General features: G+C 38.0%; 14 protein-coding genes and 1 pseudogene. 8 read left to right on the forward strand and 7 right to left on the reverse strand.

The genetic code is table 11. The features are described from left to right. Positions 1–170 precede the first annotated feature (170 nt). Both EXE09_RS15810 and EXE09_RS15815 read left to right on the forward strand, forming a co-directional pair. Positions 171–692, forward strand: a complete 522-nt coding sequence (locus EXE09_RS15810; protein ID WP_130117890.1) for a hypothetical protein — start codon at positions 171–173, stop codon at positions 690–692. Between the two features lie 150 nt (positions 693–842). After that, positions 843–3,746 carry an ATP-binding protein gene (locus tag EXE09_RS15815; protein ID WP_130117891.1) on the forward strand — a complete coding sequence of 968 codons (2,904 nt, stop codon included), beginning with the start codon at positions 843–845 and terminating at the stop codon, positions 3,744–3,746. A 28-nt stretch (positions 3,747–3,774) separates the two neighbouring features. Here EXE09_RS15815 and fadA read toward each other — a convergent pair whose 3' ends face one another. Continuing rightward, a complete protein-coding gene (fadA, locus tag EXE09_RS15820; protein WP_087512598.1) occupies positions 3,775–4,947 on the reverse strand; it encodes an acetyl-CoA C-acyltransferase FadA in 1,173 nt (390 codons plus the stop codon). A gap of 12 nt (positions 4,948–4,959) precedes the next feature. After that, positions 4,960–7,113, reverse strand: a complete 2,154-nt coding sequence (gene fadB / locus EXE09_RS15825; RefSeq protein WP_068973890.1) for a fatty acid oxidation complex subunit alpha FadB — start codon at positions 7,111–7,113, stop codon at positions 4,960–4,962. A 513-nt stretch (positions 7,114–7,626) separates the two neighbouring features. Between fadB and lpxO the strand changes: the two genes are divergently transcribed. Together lpxO and EXE09_RS15835 are read left to right on the forward strand one after the other, a co-directional pair. Then, positions 7,627–8,571, forward strand: coding sequence for a lipid A hydroxylase LpxO (gene lpxO / locus EXE09_RS15830; RefSeq protein ID WP_130117892.1), 945 nt, complete (start codon positions 7,627–7,629; stop codon positions 8,569–8,571). A 147-nt stretch (positions 8,572–8,718) separates the two neighbouring features. Further along, positions 8,719–9,135, forward strand: coding sequence for a PH domain-containing protein (locus EXE09_RS15835; protein WP_068973888.1), 417 nt, complete (start codon positions 8,719–8,721; stop codon positions 9,133–9,135). 36 nt (positions 9,136–9,171) lie between these two features. On the opposite strand, the pseudogene EXE09_RS15840 reads toward EXE09_RS15835, so the two are convergent. After that, positions 9,172–10,214 (reverse strand): annotated as a pseudogene (locus tag EXE09_RS15840) (AAA family ATPase). Between the two features lie 195 nt (positions 10,215–10,409). Between EXE09_RS15840 and uvrC the strand changes: the two are divergent. The 4 genes from uvrC (at position 10,410) to EXE09_RS15860 (ending at position 15,238) form a co-directional block, all read left to right on the forward strand. Continuing rightward, on the forward strand, positions 10,410–12,209 hold the full coding sequence (uvrC, locus tag EXE09_RS15845) for an excinuclease ABC subunit UvrC (RefSeq protein WP_130117893.1): 1,800 nt from the start codon (positions 10,410–10,412) through the stop codon (positions 12,207–12,209). Between the two features lie 159 nt (positions 12,210–12,368). Beyond that, a complete protein-coding gene (locus tag EXE09_RS15850; RefSeq protein WP_130117894.1) occupies positions 12,369–13,163 on the forward strand; it encodes a thioesterase family protein in 795 nt (264 codons plus the stop codon). Positions 13,164–13,284: 121 nt separating this feature from the next. Continuing rightward, complete coding sequence (gene pgsA / locus EXE09_RS15855; RefSeq protein ID WP_087552253.1) at positions 13,285–13,872, forward strand: CDP-diacylglycerol--glycerol-3-phosphate 3-phosphatidyltransferase; 588 nt, start codon at positions 13,285–13,287, stop codon at positions 13,870–13,872. 205 nt (positions 13,873–14,077) lie between these two features. Then, the gene (locus EXE09_RS15860; RefSeq protein WP_130117895.1) at positions 14,078–15,238 is read left to right on the forward strand and encodes a hypothetical protein; all 1,161 of its coding nucleotides are present in this window, start codon (positions 14,078–14,080) and stop codon (positions 15,236–15,238) included. Between the two features lie 66 nt (positions 15,239–15,304). On the opposite strand, the gene EXE09_RS15865 is transcribed toward EXE09_RS15860, so the two are convergent. The 4 genes from EXE09_RS15865 to EXE09_RS15880 form a co-directional block, all read right to left on the reverse strand. Further along, positions 15,305–15,523 carry a hypothetical protein gene (locus EXE09_RS15865; RefSeq protein ID WP_130117896.1) on the reverse strand — a complete coding sequence of 73 codons (219 nt, stop codon included), beginning with the start codon at positions 15,521–15,523 and terminating at the stop codon, positions 15,305–15,307. Positions 15,524–15,718: 195 nt separating this feature from the next. After that, positions 15,719–16,342, reverse strand: a complete 624-nt coding sequence (locus EXE09_RS15870) for a hypothetical protein (protein ID WP_130117905.1) — start codon at positions 16,340–16,342, stop codon at positions 15,719–15,721. Between the two features lie 42 nt (positions 16,343–16,384). Next, complete coding sequence (locus EXE09_RS15875) at positions 16,385–16,792, reverse strand: DNA polymerase III subunit chi (protein WP_130117897.1); 408 nt, start codon at positions 16,790–16,792, stop codon at positions 16,385–16,387. Further along, on the reverse strand, positions 16,785–18,248 hold the full coding sequence (locus EXE09_RS15880) for a leucyl aminopeptidase (RefSeq protein WP_130117898.1): 1,464 nt from the start codon (positions 18,246–18,248) through the stop codon (positions 16,785–16,787). Before EXE09_RS15880 ends, EXE09_RS15875 begins: the two co-directional genes overlap by 8 nt. Positions 18,249–18,366 lie beyond the last annotated feature (118 nt).

The following is an 18,366-nucleotide window of genomic DNA, read 5'->3' on the forward strand; positions in this document are numbered from 1 at the left end:
ACGTCTATGTGTTTATCATCATTTGATAAATTAATGGTGTGAAATTTACCGTTTATCTAAGTTTTGATGAATCAAAACGTGGTTTGCTGTAGCCTATTTTATACCCAATTTATTTTACTCGATCATATTGTTATCCATGATATGACGATCCATTTTTACAGGTGAAATGTATGAACTTTATCAAAGCTTCGATACTTGTAACTGCACTGAGTTCTATTTTTTTAACCAGTGTTCAAGCTGAAGAAGTCACAACTTTGCCGACCATTAAAGTAATGGCAGATGCTGAGTTGCGTGATGAAGAAGTCAAAATGGCACCTTTGCAAGAAGATAAAAATGTCCGTAAAGCTTTGCAGAAAAAAATAATTAAAAGTGAGCAAGATATTCAAAATTATGTGATTGGTGATAGTGCCAATATTGTGAATGTTCAACCGAAAGCACCGCAGATAGATATGAGCGGTTTAAGCCCAATGATGCAAGAATATGTTTTGGCAGTTGCATCTGGTTTACAGTCTTCTGATCCAACATCTGGTTTGATGACGATGCTTCAACCTGTTTCGATGGGGCTTACACGTGATCAAGCGATTGAGGCTGTTAAAAATGGTTCGTTTAAGTTGAATATAGATACAGATCGTTTGAATTTGATGATGGGTGATAATAAGTGGCAAAGTAATCTGCCGACGAATAAGCGTTAAGCTGAATATGATGTTAAAAAGCCAATCAGACGATTGGCTTTTTTAGTTTTAATTATGGGTAATTAAAAATTATAAAAATAGTTAAATACTTATTTTTATAAATAAATTTGTTAATATCGATATAACTTTATAATAAATTGATGTAGCGCTATGAGCACGAATTTAATCGCCCATTTAAAGAAAAAATGTGAAGAAGATGGAAATGTAGCAATCCTATTTGCACAATGGGAGTTTGATCAAAAGCTTGTAGGGAAAGCCTTAGAAAATATTGGTGGTTTTTATCCACATTTTAGTAATCATAATGCTTCGCACTCACAGCAAATATTAGTCAATATTGAGCGTATTTTAGGTAATGATATTGAGTTTCTAAGTGCAACAGATACATGGTTAATTCTTGAAGCTGCATATTGGCATGATGTTGGAATGTTAGTCGATGCTAAAAATGCAAAAGAAGTCCATACAAACGCTGATTTCAATTTCATGATCCAAACAATAGCGAGTGAAAAAGGACATGATCTTCAGAAGTTTTGCCAAGCCTATGTTGAGCAAAATTGGCTATCGGCTGTTGGTACTGAAAGTCACCCTTTTGATGGGATTGAAAAGTATCGTCAATTAGTTGCAGAATGGTTTAGACGTGGGCATGACAAGCGTGTTGGTAAAATAGTTGAAGACCCCTTTGAAGATTTAGGAATAAAGTCACCTAGAACAGAACTTTTACCAAATCGAATTTATCGTTATTTAGGTCAAATTTGTGTTTCCCATGGTATGAATTTTGATACTTTGATGGAAACACTACCTTATAAGCAAACAGGTTTAGGTACTGAAGATTGTCACCCCCGTTTTATTGGATGTTTACTTCGTTTAGGAGATTTATTTGATTTAGATGATAATCGGTTTTGTCCTGTTATGGCTAAGCATGTCAGTAATATGCCTTCTGTAAGTAAGCATCATCACGACAAGCATTTATCGTTACGAGAATTTCAACTTGATAAACGAACTGTAAAACTAGTCGCAGAATGTCCTGATGAAATGTCTTATGTCGAAACACAAAATTGGTTTGGTTGGATACGTGAAGAATTTCAAAATCAAATGTCACAATGGAATTTGATTGTACCAAGTTTGAAATTTGGCTCACTTCCAACAATAGAACAACTCGATGTTCGAATGCAAGTCAAAAATGATAAGGGATTAATTAGTGAAAAAATTTTACTAAATAAGAAACCAATGAAGTTTACTTTAGATGAAAAAAATGGAATGGAATTATTACAAGGTGCAAACTTGTATATTAATGAATTTAGCATTTATAGAGAACTGATTCAAAATGCAATTGATGCAACAATGTTGAGAATATGGCTTGAGGAAGATCAAAATAAAATTCGAAACTTACATCCATATCACCCTGATTTTATAAGTTTATGTCAGAAATACCCAATTAATATAGATATTTCTAGAGTATCAAGCATAGGTGAGCCAAATAGTTTCATTTGGGAAATTGCGATTACAGACAATGGAATTGGTATCAGCCTAAAAGATTTAAATTATATGCAAAAAATGGCGGGTTCAAGTAGAAATCATGAAAAGAAAAAAATAGTAGAAGAAATGCCAATTTGGATGCGTCCATCAGGTGAGTTCGGCATAGGATTACATAGTGCATTTTTACTTTGTAAAAATCTACCTGAAGAAGATCAATTTTTGAAGTTCACGACAATGAATTATTTTAGCAATGAGAAACTTCAGGTTGAAATGAGTTCACCCCTAGGGCATAAGAACGGATATTGTTTTATAACTAAAATTGAAAGTAAAAGAAGAAATATCGGAACAGAGCTAAGAGTTAGATTTTCAAGTCAATTTGATTTTTCATCATATTATTTACAGTTACAAGGACGAAGTATTAGTGAAATTGAAAAAAATAAAATGAATTTATATAAAGAAAAAATTATTGATACTATTTTAATGAATACTCCATTTTATAATTCTAGATCTAACTCTTTCAAGTGGGATGGTGAAAATAATATAGCTTATAAAGTTTTTATCAATGAAGATGCGGATGAAAAAAATGCAAGTTTTAGAGGGCAAAAGACACGCTTTACAGATTACTTTTATGATCGTAATGTTGTGGATTATAGTATTGATTTTTATGGGCTAAAAGCCAGTGATACTTTAAATATTAGTCGTGATAAATGGACTCGTGATTTTTCATTGAAAATAATCAAAGATGTCGATAAATATACTAAAACTTATATAGAAGATTTCTCAACAATCGAAAAGAAGTTTATTGATAAGTTGATGGGGTATAATTTATCAAATAGTAGTGATTGGAAAAAATTCAAAATAAATTTTATTAATAAATCTTTAATTATTAAAGATCTATTTAATAAAGATAATTTGTTTATAGATATGGAGTTATTTGAAATTATCTCTGATAATGTAAGCTTACTTAAAGATTATTATATTTTTGAGCATAAAGAAATGAAAATATTAAGTAAATTAATTGATAGTCAAGCTAAAAATGAATTGAGCAGTTGTGCTATTTTTGAAAGTGATGTTTCGTATTTAGAAAACGATAGAGATTTTAAATTTGATACTAGAGCAATTTATATTTCCCCAAATGGAAATAAACCTCCAGAGGAAGTTAATGGAGTCGTAATAATATGGAAAGATTTCATTCCTTCAAGTAGATTTAATTATGATCATTATAATGTAAAAAAGCAGTTTTCTGACATAAAACATCGTATTGAAAACAATATAATAGCAAAAAAAAGTAATGATAATTTTTTAATAATAAAAGATAGAGATATTCTAGAGAAATATAAATTGTTAAAAATCAATATAAAGGATGATGAGTGTATAATTAGTCCTTATCAAATAGATAAAAAACTATATCTTTTAGATATGAATAATTTAGCTACTTTTTTATTTTATAATCAAAAAGATCAAAAAGTAAAAAACACTAAAGAGATATACTTAGATGAAATAAAAAAATTAGTAAGTGAGCTTGATATTTATATTGAAAGTACAGGTCTTAAGAAATTTTTAAAAAGAACCCCACACTAAGCGGGGTTCTTTTTCACATATTTAAAACTTAAACACGTTCGATAATAGTCGCGATACCTTGACCAAGACCGATACACATCGTTGCAAGACCGATTTGCGTATCTTGTTGCTCCATTACGTTAAGTAATGTAGTTGTAATACGCGCACCAGAACAACCCAATGGGTGACCCAATGCAATCGCACCACCGTTCAAGTTAATGATGTCTTGCTTGTCATAGATGTTCAAACCTTTCATAACAGAAAGACCTTGAGCAGCAAATGCTTCGTTTAACTCGATGGTTTGGATGTCATTCATGCTCAAACCAGCACGTTTAAGCGCTTTTTGAGTTGCAGGAACAGGACCATAACCCATGATCGCAGCATCACAGCCTGCAATCGCCATAGAGCGGATGACAGCACGAGGCTTAAGACCAAGCGCTTGAGCACGTTCAGCAGACATCAACAACATTGCAGAAGCACCATCAGACAACGCTGAAGAAGTCGCAGCTGTTACAGTACCGCCTTTCGGATCAAATACAGGGCGTAACGCTTTGAATGCTTCAAGATTAGCATCGGCACGGATCACTTCATCGATATCGCAAAGTTGTTTGAAGCCATTTGCATCATGACCTTCAACACCAACGATTTCATTTTTGAAACGACCTTCCTGAGTTGCAGCCCATGCACGACGGTGAGATTCAACACCGAACGCATCTTGTTCATCACGAGAGATACCATTCATACGACCTAACATTTCAGCGGTTAAACCCATCATGTTAGACGCTTTTGCGTAGTGTTTAGACGCTTCAGGGTTGAGGTCGATGCCGTGCATCATGCCTACGTGACCCATGTGCTCTACACCACCGATGATGAAAATATCACCTTGGTTGGTTGCAATCTGCGCCGCAGCAGTATGGATCGACTGCATAGACGAACCGCAAAGACGGTTAACCGTTTGACCACCCACAGTCTTAGGAAGATCAGCTAGAAGGACGATGTTACGAGCAATGTTCATACCTTGCTCTAAAGTCTGGTTCACACAACCCCAGATTACATCTTCAACTTCGTTGACATCAAACTGGTTACGAGCAACTAAAGCACGAACCAATTCAGCAGATAAGCTGTCAGCACGTACATTGCGGAACATACCGTTTTTGGTTTTACCCATTGCAGAACGTACGCCATCAACGATGACAACGTCACGCGGATTTAAAGTAGCCATTCACGTCGCTCCTTAACCGTAGAATTTTTTGTTGTTAGCAGCCATGTCACGCAACATTTGTGGCGCTTCATAAGCCTTACCTAAGTGTGCATATTTGTCACAAAGCGCAACGTATTCAGCAACACCTGTCTGGTCGATGTAACGGCATGGACCACCACGGAATGGAGGGAAACCTACACCCATGATCATTGCCATATCTGCTTCAGATGCAGTAGATACGATGTTGTCTTCTAAGCAACGAACAGTTTCGTTACAGAACGTCAGCATCATACGGTCAATGATTTCCTGAGCATCAAACTCGTGCTTTTCAGTCGTTGCCATAGATGCAACAAGCTCGTATGCAGTTGGATCAACCACTTTGGCTTTTTTGCCTTTACGATCAAGTTCATACTTGTAGAAACCAACGTCATTTTTCTGACCAAGACGTTTGTTTTCGTACATGATTTCGATCGCGCCTTTATAATCAGGCTTCATACGGTCAGGGAAACCTTCCGCCATCACTTCTGCGCCGTGTACACCTGTGTCGATACCCACAACATCGATCAAGTATGCAGGACCCATAGGCCAGCCGAATTTTTCCATTACTTTATCAACTTGCTGGAAGTCAGCACCGTCTTTAAGCAATAGGTCAAATGCACCGAAGTAAGGGAACAATACACGGTTTACAAGGAAACCTGGGCAGTCATTTACAACGATCGGTGTTTTACCCATTTTCTGAGCTAAAACTACAGTCGTTGCAATCGCTTCTTCAGAAGTTTTTTCACCACGAATCACTTCGACCAATGGCATCATGTGAACTGGGTTAAAGAAGTGCATACCGACGAAGTTTTCAGGACGCTCTAATGCATTTGCAAGGCGTGTGATTGAAATCGTAGACGTATTTGACGCAATGATCGTATTTTCACGAACTTTTGCTTCTGTATCACGTAATACAGCTTCTTTGATTTTTGGATTTTCAGTCACAGCTTCAATCACAATGTCGACTTCTTTGAATTCGTCATAGCTTAAAGTTGGACGGATGCGAGCAAGGGTTTCACCCATTTTCGCAGGAGTCATGCGTTTGCGTTCAACCTGTTTGGTCAACAAGCCATTCGCTTCAGACATACCCAAAGCAAGTTGTGGATTACCAATATCTTTCATGATGATTGGTGTGCCTTTGCTTGCCGCCTGGTAAGCAATACCGCCACCCATGATACCCGCACCTAAAACAGCTGCCTGGTTAACTGGATGCGCACCTTTCTCATGTTTCTTAGATGCTTTTTTCACAACCTGGTCATTGATGAATAAACCGATCAATGCACCTGCTTGTGGGGTAATCGCAGCTTTAGCAAAAGCTTCCGCTTCAATTTTCAACGCAGCATCACGACCTTGGCTCACACCCGCTTGAAGTGAATCAAGAAGAAGTTTAGGCGCAGGGTATTGAGCAGGGTTTGCTTTCGCAAGAACCACACCTTTAGATGAGTTAAACGCCATCATTTGTTCAAGCATGTCTAACTTAACAGGCTCTAATTTTTCTTGACGTTTTGCTTTCCAATTTAAACGACCTGAGATTGCTTGTTTAACAAGGTCAATCGCAGCGTCCTGTAATTTGTCCGCAGCAACAACTGCATCTACAGCACCGTCTTTCAACGCAGCAGCAGGTTTTTTGTTTGCAGAAGTGGCAATCCACTCAACTGCATTGTCGATACCGATCACACGGCTTAAACGAACAGTACCACCGAAGCCTGGGATGATGCCCAGTTTAACTTCTGGCAGACCAACTGTTGCAGCTTCTGACATGACACGGTAGTCACACACCAGGCACATTTCAAAACCGCCACCCAATGCAATACCATTGATCGCAGCGACTTTAGGAACTTCTAAATCTTCAAATGAGTTGAAAATTTCATGAACAGGCATTGCCCATTCTACAATTGCGCTTTCGCCTTGTTTGAAATTGTCACCGAATTCAGTGATGTCTGCACCAACGATGAATGTTGATTTACCAGATGTAACGATTAAGCCTTTCACTTCGCTGTTATTTTTTACAGCTTCAATGGCAGCTTTAAAGTCTTCAATCGTTGCACGGTTGAATTTGTTAACCGACTCACCTTGTAAGTCAAAGCGGAATTCTGCGATTCCGTCCGAAAGCATTTGGACGGTAATGGCATTGCCAGCGTGGATCATGCCCTGATCTCCTTTTTTGGAGGACTTCTAAGTTGATGTTCTGAAGTGTGTGTGCAATTCCCGCACACATTTCGACTTCTCTAATCTTACGATAACTATATCTAAAAAGAACCTAACAAGTTGTATCAAGCCGTGACGCAAGGGTCATCAATTTTTTTGTTGCAAAAACTTGTTCTGGATTAAACAGTATGTGCATGAAATCCTAGAAATGAAGCAAAGCGAATGTTTAATTTGAGTTTTTTCATAAAATAAAGGAAATATTTAGGTTTTTTAAAAGCATTTTAAGTATGAATAAAAAATAATTTTTTAGTCATTTTGGTCAATTGATTGTATCAATCCAAAAGAACACAGCATTTTCAAGTGAGTTTTATATAAGGTGATTTCTTTTTACGATTGGCATTTTACGTACTATTTTTGTTAAGATTTACCATTGATAGTCTCATTGATTGAGATTTTCATTGCATTAGCAATCCTTTATTGCTCGATTACCCTTACTAATGAAATGAGTGCTGTATGATTAAATGGATCATATTGGCGATTTTTGTGATGTCTGCATTGTATATCCAAAATCGCGGTAAAGTGCGTCATTCGTTTTATCGTCAGTTCTTTGACCATTCTACGATACTCGCACCCATCAATTTCTTGATGTACATGTTTTCTAAAGTGCCAAATCAACCCTATATTGACACTCAACATTTTAAAGACTTAAAAGTGTTGGATGAAAATTGGGAAATGATTCGTGATGAAGCGAAAGCACTTTATGCCAAAGGTGGGATTAAAGCATCTAGTAGCTATGATGATCTGGGCTTTAACTCGTTTTTTAAAACAGGCTGGAAGCGTTTTTATCTGAAATGGTATGACTCAGCGCATCCTTCAGCGGCAGAACTTTGCCCAAAAACCACTGAATTGTTAAAAACATTACCGACCATTAAAGCTGCGATGTTTACTGAGCTTGCACCTGATAGTCGTTTAGTCCGTCACAGAGATCCTTATGCAGGTTCATTGCGTTATCACTTGGGTTTATTAACACCAAATGATGATCGTTGTTTTATTGATGTGGATGGTCAGCGTTATTCATGGCGTGATGGTGAAAGTGTGGTATTTGATGAAACTTATATTCACTATGCTGAAAATACCACAGACCAAAACCGTATTATTTTCTTTGCCGATGTGGAACGACCATTAAAAGCTAAATTTATGGAACGTTTTAATCATTGGTTCGGTCGAAAAGTGATGACTGCTGCAAGTTCTCCGAATGAAGCAGGAGACCAAACTGGCGGTTTAAATAAGGTTTTTGGTTATGTTTACCAATTCCGTATTAAAGCCAAAGCATTAAAGAAAACCAATCGTCAACTGTACTACTTCTTAAAGTGGTTCATCATGTTGGGGCTATTCTTCTTGATCTTTATTCGACCTTATATGTCACAAATCATGGCATTCTTTCAAAAGTTGTTTTGATTGTATTGAAATATCTAAACGCTCGAAAGGGCGTTTTTTTATGCCTTGAATTTGTGTATTCACACTAATGAAAAATAAAGCAATAAATCCATGAAATAATTATGGGTTTTGGTTAGAATCATGTGAAATATACATGAGTTGATAGAGATGCAAACATTTCGAAGCAAAATTGATTGGTGGGTTTTTGGCTTTATTGTTGCGATGTCTGGTTTGTTGATTCAACTCTTAGTAACGATGTATGCCAAAGGAACAATGCAGGAATATCCTGAGCATACTACCGTGTATATTTTGACTGTGATTTTGCTTTGGTTGCCGTTGTTGACGACACGTTATGTGATTAAAGATCGGACTTTAACGATTCATACTCTTATCTTTAAATGGGTGATTCAATTGGATGATATTCAAAAAGTCAGCCCAACAGATCATTTGGATGTATCGCCTGCATTGTCTTTGAAGCGGTTTAAAATAGAATATTTGAAAGATGGAAAGCCTAAACAAATATTGGTTTCACCGAGAAATCCACAAAAATTTTATGAGCTAGTAAATACGAATTATTCTAAATGATCAGTGAGAAAAAGTATTTCCTGAGTTTCCAAGCTTTTATAAAACGTGAAATTCAGCATTGTGGTAATCAATTCTGGCGTCATTATTTTCAGGATGATTTAAAAAATAAATGGCTAAAACTGGCTCAAGTTCAGTCCTGATTTTCCGTGCTAAATGCCGTGCGCCAAAACGAATATCATGATCTTGATAAAAATAGGCTTTGGCTGAATCGGTTAAATGAACAGTTCGTTTTTGATGTAGTAAACGCTGATTGAGCTTTTCGAGTTCGATCTCAACCAATCGTGGTAAAGCATCTGATTGTACCGCTTGATAATGCAAAGTTCGATCAATCCGATTGAGAAATTCAGGATCAAATTTACGATACATGACTTTTTCAATAATGGTCTGTGTTGGTATTCGTTTGAGGCAGATGTCCTGCATTTTTTTTGTAAAAACTGTATTTTCTCCAAATATTGCTGTGCTGCCTGTGCACCAATATTACTGGTCATAAAGATCATACAGTTTCTAAAATCTATGGTTTTTGTCCCTGCGGTTAAGGTCAGCTTTCCTGTATCTAGAATATTCATCAAGCCACGAATCACTTCGGTAGAGGCTTTTTCTAACTCATCAAAAAGTACAATGCCAGGACGGGTATGTGAACCTGCAATCGCAGTTTCATCAAAGAGGCTATGACCTTCTTTTGAACCGACATAGCCAGGCGGTGCGCCTGTAATGGCTGCTGTATAATGCTCTTGTGCCAAAGTATTCATATCAATGCGACAAAAGGCATCGGCTTGTCCATAAATGGCTTCCGCAATTAATCGTACAGTTTCAGTTTTTCCTACACCCGTTGGGCCAAGCATCAGCGTGACCGAAAGCGGTTTATCGGGTGGAGAAAAATCAGCTTTAACCACATGCAACATTTTCGATATTTCATCTAATGCTTTTTCTTGCCCAATAATATGTTTACGCAAATGCTGCATTACAGTTGTAGGTTCAAAATGAAAACGTGATTTTCCTAGACTCAGATTTTTCTCAGATCTGCCATGCGTGGAAGTGGAAGGCTTTACGATATGGATTGCTGCATTTTCAATGCTCATTCAAATTGAACCTAACTTGATCAATGAATAAATTTATCACTTGAGCATAGCAAAAAATAAAGGGCTGACTAATAGCTTTTAGCAATGGGATGATCGGTGAATTCTTTGTTTCTACATGCTTAGTAAATAAATTGCTTGAAATTGGAATAAAAAGCATCACATCATGGGATGGAGTTGAAAAGAATTAGGTCAACAGTGAACGAAAACGCACGTGAAAATATCGAAAAGATTTTAGCCAATATGACTACATTGCCGGGTGTCTATCGCATGCTCGGTAAAGAGGGTGAGTTGCTCTATGTTGGTAAAGCCAAAAATCTAAAAAATCGTGTGTCGAGTTATTTTGTGAAGACCATTGAACATCCCAAAACACAAGCTTTAGTTGCACGTATTTATAATATTGAAACATTGGTTGTTCGTTCTGAAACTGAAGCTCTATTACTTGAACAAAACTTAATTAAACTGCATCGTCCGCCCTATAACATCATGCTGCGCGATGATAAATCGTATGTCTATATCTTTGTTTCAGCGGATAAACCTTATCCACGTATTGCATCGGGGCGAGGTAAAGGTAAACACCAAGTCGGCAAGTTTTTTGGTCCTTATCCGAGTGCTTATAATGCACGAGATACCTTACTCGTCCTACAAAAATTATTTAATGTTCGTCAATGTGAAAACAGCTATTTTTCACAACGCAAACGCCCATGTTTGCAGTACCAAATCAAACGCTGTACTGCGCCATGTGTTGGTCTGATTTCGCCTGAAGCCTATAACGAAGATGTGCAAAACTCGATTCGCTTTTTAAATGGTGATACCAAAGAATTGAATCAAGAATTGATTCAAAAGATGGAACAGGCTGCTGAAAATTTAGAATTTGAAAAGGCAGTATTCTATCGTGATCGTATGGCTTTATTGCGTGATGTGCAGGCGCAACAGGCAATTTATAAAATTAAGGGTGAAGCCGATATTCTTGCCATTGCCTACCAAGCGGGGGTGACTTGCGTACAGATCATGCATGTGCGCAATGGGAAAATGCTCGGTGGAAAAAGTTATTTTCCTGATATGTTAGGCGATGATTTGGGGCAAATGTTGTCCGACTTTATGGCGAATTTCTATTTCCAAGTCGCAGATGAAGTGCCAAGTGAATTGATCGTGAATGTTGAAGTTTCTGATCGCAAAGAGTTGGAAGAAGCGCTGCATCAACAGTTCGAGAAGAAAATTCAAATCAAACATAATGTCCGCGAAACCCGCGCGGAATGGCTCGAACTTGCAGAGATGAATGTTCAGCATGCGATTAAAGGAAAATTGGCGAATCATTTAGAACTGAATGAGCGTTTTCATCAGCTTGAAGAATTTTGTGGTCGCCCAATCGACAGTATCGAATGCTTTGATATTTCCCACACCATGGGCGAAGCGACCATTGCTTCATGTGTGGTCTTCGATGCAGGTGGCGCACGCAAGCGTGATTACCGACAATTCTCGATTGAAGATATTACTGGTGGAGATGACTATGCAGCGATGCGTCAAGCTTTGACTCGTCGCTATAAAAAAGCCATGTTGCCTGATTTATTACTCATAGACGGTGGTAAAGGGCAATTACACATGGCAATGGAAGTGATGCAAGAGTTGGGACTCGATGCCTTTATGGTCGGCGTGTCGAAAGGTGAGGGACGTAAGCCAGGCTTAGAAACTTTACATTTTACCGATGGTACAAAAATCCAGTTGCCTGAGGACAATAAAGCTTTGCATTTGATCCAACAAGTACGTGATGAAGCGCATCGTTTTGCTATTACGAAGCATCGTGCAAAACGTGATAAACGCCGTGGTGGCTCGGTGCTGGAAGCAATTCCAGGACTTGGGCCAAAGCGTCGTCGTGATTTACTCACCCATTTCGGGGGGATTCAAGGCGTGCTCAAAGCTTCTGAACATGATTTGAAATTGGTACCTGGTTTGGGAGATGTCATGGCAAGAACCATTTATAAGGTTTTGCATGAATAATCCTTTTAATTAGTAAATTAAGACTATTGGTAAAACAGTCATACTTGTCGATCATAAGTTGCATTCGCCTAAATGCTCATTGACGCATCAGTCATTGATCATTTCCTTATCTTCAAAAATATGAAAAAGTAGTTTCAGAATATAAAATCAGGATTGGTCATGTCATTGGAACAATTATTTCAACAAATTGAGCGACAACAATGGATTGATATTCCACAAGGTTGGCTACAAGGGCGGACGATTTTTGGTGGTTTAGTTGCAGGAATGTTGATTTACAAAGCAATCACGACGATCAATGATTCAGAGAAAAAACTGTTGAGCTGTAGTGTCACTTTTGTTGGGCCTGTAGACGAAGCACAGGTCAAATTGACGGCTGAAATTTTACGTGAAGGTAAGTCGGTCACGACGATTGAAGTACGACTTTGGCAAAATGATGCTGTACAAAGTATTTTGATTGCGAGTTTTGGCAGTCAACGTGAGTCGAAAATTAATGTTCCATTGGGCGTTCAACCCGTTGAGTTTCCACCAGTAGATCAACTGAATATTGTTCCAAAATATCTGCCATTTCCAGAATGTGTGAAAAATTTCCAATTGGCGTGGACGGATGGACATTATCCTATGTCAGGCAGTAAAGAGCCTGACTTTAAGGGCTGTTGTCGCTTTGATCCAGAAGTGCATGCTAATCGTGAGATGAATTTGGCTGACTTAGTCACTTTGATGGATGTTTGGCCACCGGGTGTATTACCAATGTTTCGTAAACCTGCACCTGCAAGTTCATTAACATGGCATTTAACCTTTATTTATCCATTACAAAGTCAGCTCAATGATTGGTTTAAATATCACGTGATTACTGATTTTGCAGAGCATGGTTATTCAGCTGAACACGCCTACTTGTGGGATGCGCAAAATCGTTTGATTGCAATCGCTCGGCAGACTGTGACTGTCTTTGCTTAACTGAGAGTTTGTATAGTCGACAGTTTCATGTGAATCGTATAAAGTAATAGCGAAATAGAGCATACTCTAAATTATCATTTGCCTGTTATTCGGGTAAATAGGGGACTCAGTGGCGGTATCTATGACTACAGGTCGTATCCTGAATATTCCAAATATCTTGACGTTAGCTCGTATTGCGTTAATTCCTGTGTTTTTAGCTGTTGCATATTGGCCACCTGCGATTGGTGTGGGTGGACATGAGGGGAGTATGACGCGTCATATTATCCTGACTGCGATTTTTGTCATTGCGGCGGTGACAGACTGGTTTGATGGTTATCTTGCGAGAACCTTGAATCAAACCTCTGCATTTGGGCGTTTTTTAGATCCAGTCGCAGATAAACTGATGGTTGCAGCTGCACTCATTGTACTAGTGCAATGGCAACCGACGATTACGATGGCATTTGCTGCGATTGTGATTATTTCCCGTGAAATTACGGTATCTGCTTTACGTGAGTGGATGGCAGAGTTAGGTGCGCGTACCAATGTTGCGGTATCTACAGTGGGTAAATATAAAACTGCCTTTCAAATGATTGCGATTACAGTATTTTTATTAAACTGGCAACCACTTGAAATGTTGGCGTATGGCTTGCTCTATACTGCTGTGATTCTGACTTTATGGTCGATGTTTATTTACTTAAAAGCTGCTTGGCCGTATTTAAAACAGCCTTAATATTTGAATTGAATCATAATATTGATTGTCGAAGCCTTTCTTTGTGAAAGGCTTTTTTATTGCATTAAAATTGTATTTTAGAACTGCTTAAAATTTGAGTCGAAATATAGGAATTATGCTATATTTTAGACAGAAAAATGAAGAATTAAACTGTCGCACAGTAGAATGAAAAATATCCTGTGCGTGGTCAAACTAAGGAATATTCATGTCTGCATTGCTGTATTTATCGAATAATCAAGTGTACTTATTAGATAATAATAAAACCATAACTGTCCCATTTCAGGCGATTGATCAATATAAAAAGAACTTAGTTGAGATCCAACAACGTAAAGACTGGAAAACCAAAGGTACAGGTGCTCAGTTTATGGGGAACTATGTACAAAATGATGAAGCCGATTTAAATCATATTTTCCCTACAGATGTGATTTTAACCTCTGATCATAAAATGATTTATAGCGCATGCTTACAAGATGGCGTTTCGATCAATATTAAGTCATTAGATAATTTGCAAGAAACAGAAGGTTTGATCCTGCGAAAAAATGATTTTGTCGTCCAAGATATGGCATACGATGAATCGAAGCGACGTTTAGCTTTGTCGGTTAACACAGACCACTATGAACGCCACATTTGTATTTTACCTTTGGATGCCAATCGTACACAGTATTTAACTGAGGGAGAATGTCAGGATTCAAACCCATGTTTTGATCCGCGAGATACAATGCAGTTGTATTATGACTCTTGTGGCTTAGGCATCGGAGAGCATCGTATCGCGTTTAGCCCGAAAGAAATTTGTCATTTAGATATGGGGACTGGTGAGCTAGAAACCATCGCCTCTGATCCAAAGTTTGATTTCTTTAAACCGAAGATGGATGGTTTGGGAAATTTATATTTTATTAAACGTCCTTATATGCGTGATGGCTATACCAATTCGCCAGTAACAACATTTAAAGACATTATATTTGCGCCGTTTAAAATTATTCGTGCCATTGTGGGTTGGTTAGATTTTTTCACCCAGCGCTATACAGGTGAATCGTTAAAAACTACGTCTGGAAATAACCCAGCGAAATCACAACAAAAGTCTGAAGAAGAGTTATTTGTTGAGGGGAACTTGATTAAGTCACAACAGAACTTAGAACGAAATCAGAAATTAGGCGAAAAATATCCAGGAACCATTCCAAATTCTTGGGAATTAATCAAAATGACACCATCTGGTGAAATGACAACCTTAAAAAAGGGTGTGATGAGTTTTGCCTTGAACGGTGATTCAATTTTCTATTCTAATGGTAAGTATTTGATTGAAATGGATGCCAATCTGAATGAAAAATCATTGGTCGAAGCGAAGTTAATTTCAAAAATTGTTTGTTGATCATTGCTCGATAAAAAAGCCCAACTGATGATGAGTTGGGCTTTTAAGATCGGTAATTTAAAACACTTAGTTTTTAGTGATCGTGAGAGAGGTATGTTCAAAATGTGGTTTGATATTTCCTACATCACCCAAAGAAAATGTACCTTTTTCCGATTCACGGCTGAGGAAGACAGACAGGGATTGGAAGTCTGCACGACTGATCAATAAATCTTGTATAGAGACCGTCCATTTTTCACCAGAACGGAGTTGAGCAATTCGGTTTGAAATTTGGTTGGGTAGATCCATTTTATTTATCCCGATAAATACGAGCTTGTGTCTTTATTGGGAGCAACATAAAGACCGAGTTCTCGTTAAATTGTTCAGTGAAGTTTCCCCCATGCAAGATGATCAACACCTTGCGATATGACCATCTTGTGACATTTATATTTCATTATCGTGACAAGCTAAAAAAGTATTTAGAAATAAAACAGATAAGCTTTTCTATTTTTCTGCTGAAAAGTTTGAGTTTGCTAAAATATATTCAATTTCTTCTTTTGCTGCAGTTTGTAGTTTTGCGCGAAAAGCTTCTACGGCTTGTTCAATCTGCGTTTCAGCTTCTAGTTCAAGACGTAAGCGCACACTTTCAAGTTCAGAAATGATTTGTGTATCATCAACACGGAATTGACCATTGGCATAGTCGATGGCAGGTGTGTCAGGATTCTTGGTGTACTTTTCGCTGTATTGTAAAATTTCAGTGTCGATGTGTTGGCGTAAGCCTTGCAGCGTATGTTTTTGTTGTTCAAATTGTAGTAATTCATCTTTGATCAATGCTGAATTATAAGCTTGTTGTTGCGCACGTTTTTCAGCCAATGATTTTTCTAAAGCCAGTTGTTTACGAAGTCGTGCTTCTTCTATCAATTGTGCTTTTAAGTCTGCATAAGCTTGTTCAACTTTCAGTTGAGCCACTTGCATTTGACGCTGATCATTATCCAGCCAGTTAGGGATATCTGTTACAGGGCTTAAAAGATCACAGATGCGGTTGAGGTCATCTACAAAAGTTTGGCGTACAGCTTCAGGTGTATCTAACCAACGCTTTTTAAAATCTTGACCGACATTTAATGCCACCACGCATCTCCTTGAAATAAAAGCATACTGATTGAAAATAAATTAAAGTTTATAGGTTTGAGGTGCAATTCCCATCCGTCGATAGGCTTTAAATTTCTCTCGACCGAGTTGTTTTGCAGACTCATCATTTTCAACGATTTCTATAATGTGACTAAATTGTGTCGCAGGATCAAGTGCTTGATTGTTAAAATTAAACACAATCCATTCAGATGATTCAGGTAATTTTGAAGAAATACAAATCGGTGCATTAGTTTGATCAATACCATGCGCTAAGAAACTGCTCGGATCAAAGCTCCATAAGCGTTCATCAAGTTGCTGTTGTGTAACGGTATCAGGGCAATGCAGCCAAATTTTAGCTGCATTTCGCAAAATTTTACGACATAAACGACAGGCACTTTCGACCTGTCGTTCAGGGCTTTTTTCAAACAAATAAAAGCTAATTTTAGCCATTCTTTTGATCACGGTTGATTTTCGCACGATTGGCAATGAATTGCATCAGCAATGGCACTGGACGACCCGTCGCGCCTTTGTTTGCACCAGAGTTCCACGCCGTACCTGCGATATCTAAATGCGCCCAACGGTAGTCTCGTGTGAAGCGTTGCAAGAAACACGCTGCTGTTACAGCCCCTGCTTTTGGCCCACCAATATTGGCAATGTCTGCAAATGGAGAATCAAGCTGTTCTTGATAATCCTCATAGACAGGCATGCGCCATACACGGTCAAATGCCGTATGACCTGCTTCAGTGATTTCAGCAGCCAATTCATCATCTGGGGTAAATAAACCCGAAACAACTGAACCCAATGCAACCACACATGCACCTGTTAGTGTCGCAATATCAATCACTAGGGCAGGATTGAAGCGTTTGATATAGGTCAGTGTATCGCAAAGGACTAAACGACCTTCGGCATCGGTATTTAAAATTTCAACCGTTTGCCCACTCATCGTAGTTACAATATCGCCTGGGCGAGTTGCATGACCTGAAGGCATATTTTCTGCCGCTGCAATTGCACCGACTACATGAATTGGTAATTTCGCTTCACACAGCGCACGAATTGTACCCAATACAGATGCTGAACCGCACATGTCGAATTTCATTTCGTCCATGCCTAGACCTGGTTTCAATGAAATACCGCCAGTATCAAATGTTACACCCTTACCAACAAGGACAATCGGTGCTTGGTCAATATCCGCTTTATATTCAAGGGTAATGACACGACCTGGACGATCAGAACCTTTACTTACGGCTAAGAAAGCATTCATACCTAAGTCAGCAAGTTGTTGCTCTTCAAGTACCGTTACTTTTAAAAGGTCTGGAAATTCTGCAGCCAAAGCACGCGCTTGTTCTGCTAAATATTCAGGGAAGCAAATATTGCCAGGGCAATTGCCTAAGTCACGAGTATAGTTTTGACCATTTTGAACCGCTTCAATAAAGCTGAGTTGATCTGCTGTTAAGCTTGAAGAAGTTGCAATGAATTCAATGGTTTCTAAGTTAAATTCATTTTTCTTAGATTTAAACTCATCATAGCCATAGGCAGCTTGAGTGAGGCTTAATGCAAATAAGTAATGCAACTCTGTCGGAAGTGCAGAAATATCAATACTGATCTGTTTGAATTTTTTTTGTGATGCTTTGATAATCGTTTGTGCGATTTTTGCTAATTTCGCCACTTTCACTTCAGATGCTTTATCGATTCCGAGCAAAGTACATTGTGTAACTTGAGTGAGTTTAGCAATCAATGGTAAAGTTTCATTGAAACTCGCTTTGAATTGTGTAGCTTCAATTAATGTATCTAAATCGCTGATTTTATATGTTTCTTGAGCTTGTTTGGTATTTTCAGAATCCACCAGAATATATAAGGACTGGCTAGATGTAGACGCTGAAAACGATGTATTGATCGTAAGTTTCATGTGTTGTCTTTGTGCCTTGTTTACATTTCAAATCATTAAACCATTGAACCACTTCAAATGGTAGAATTTCAATCTAGTTTTATAATTTTAACTTCGGGTAAACTAACAGCACTTCACG

The sequence above is a fragment of the Acinetobacter sp. WCHAc060025 genome, from assembly GCF_004209355.1.
Taxonomy (GTDB): domain Bacteria; phylum Pseudomonadota; class Gammaproteobacteria; order Pseudomonadales; family Moraxellaceae; genus Acinetobacter; species Acinetobacter wuhouensis.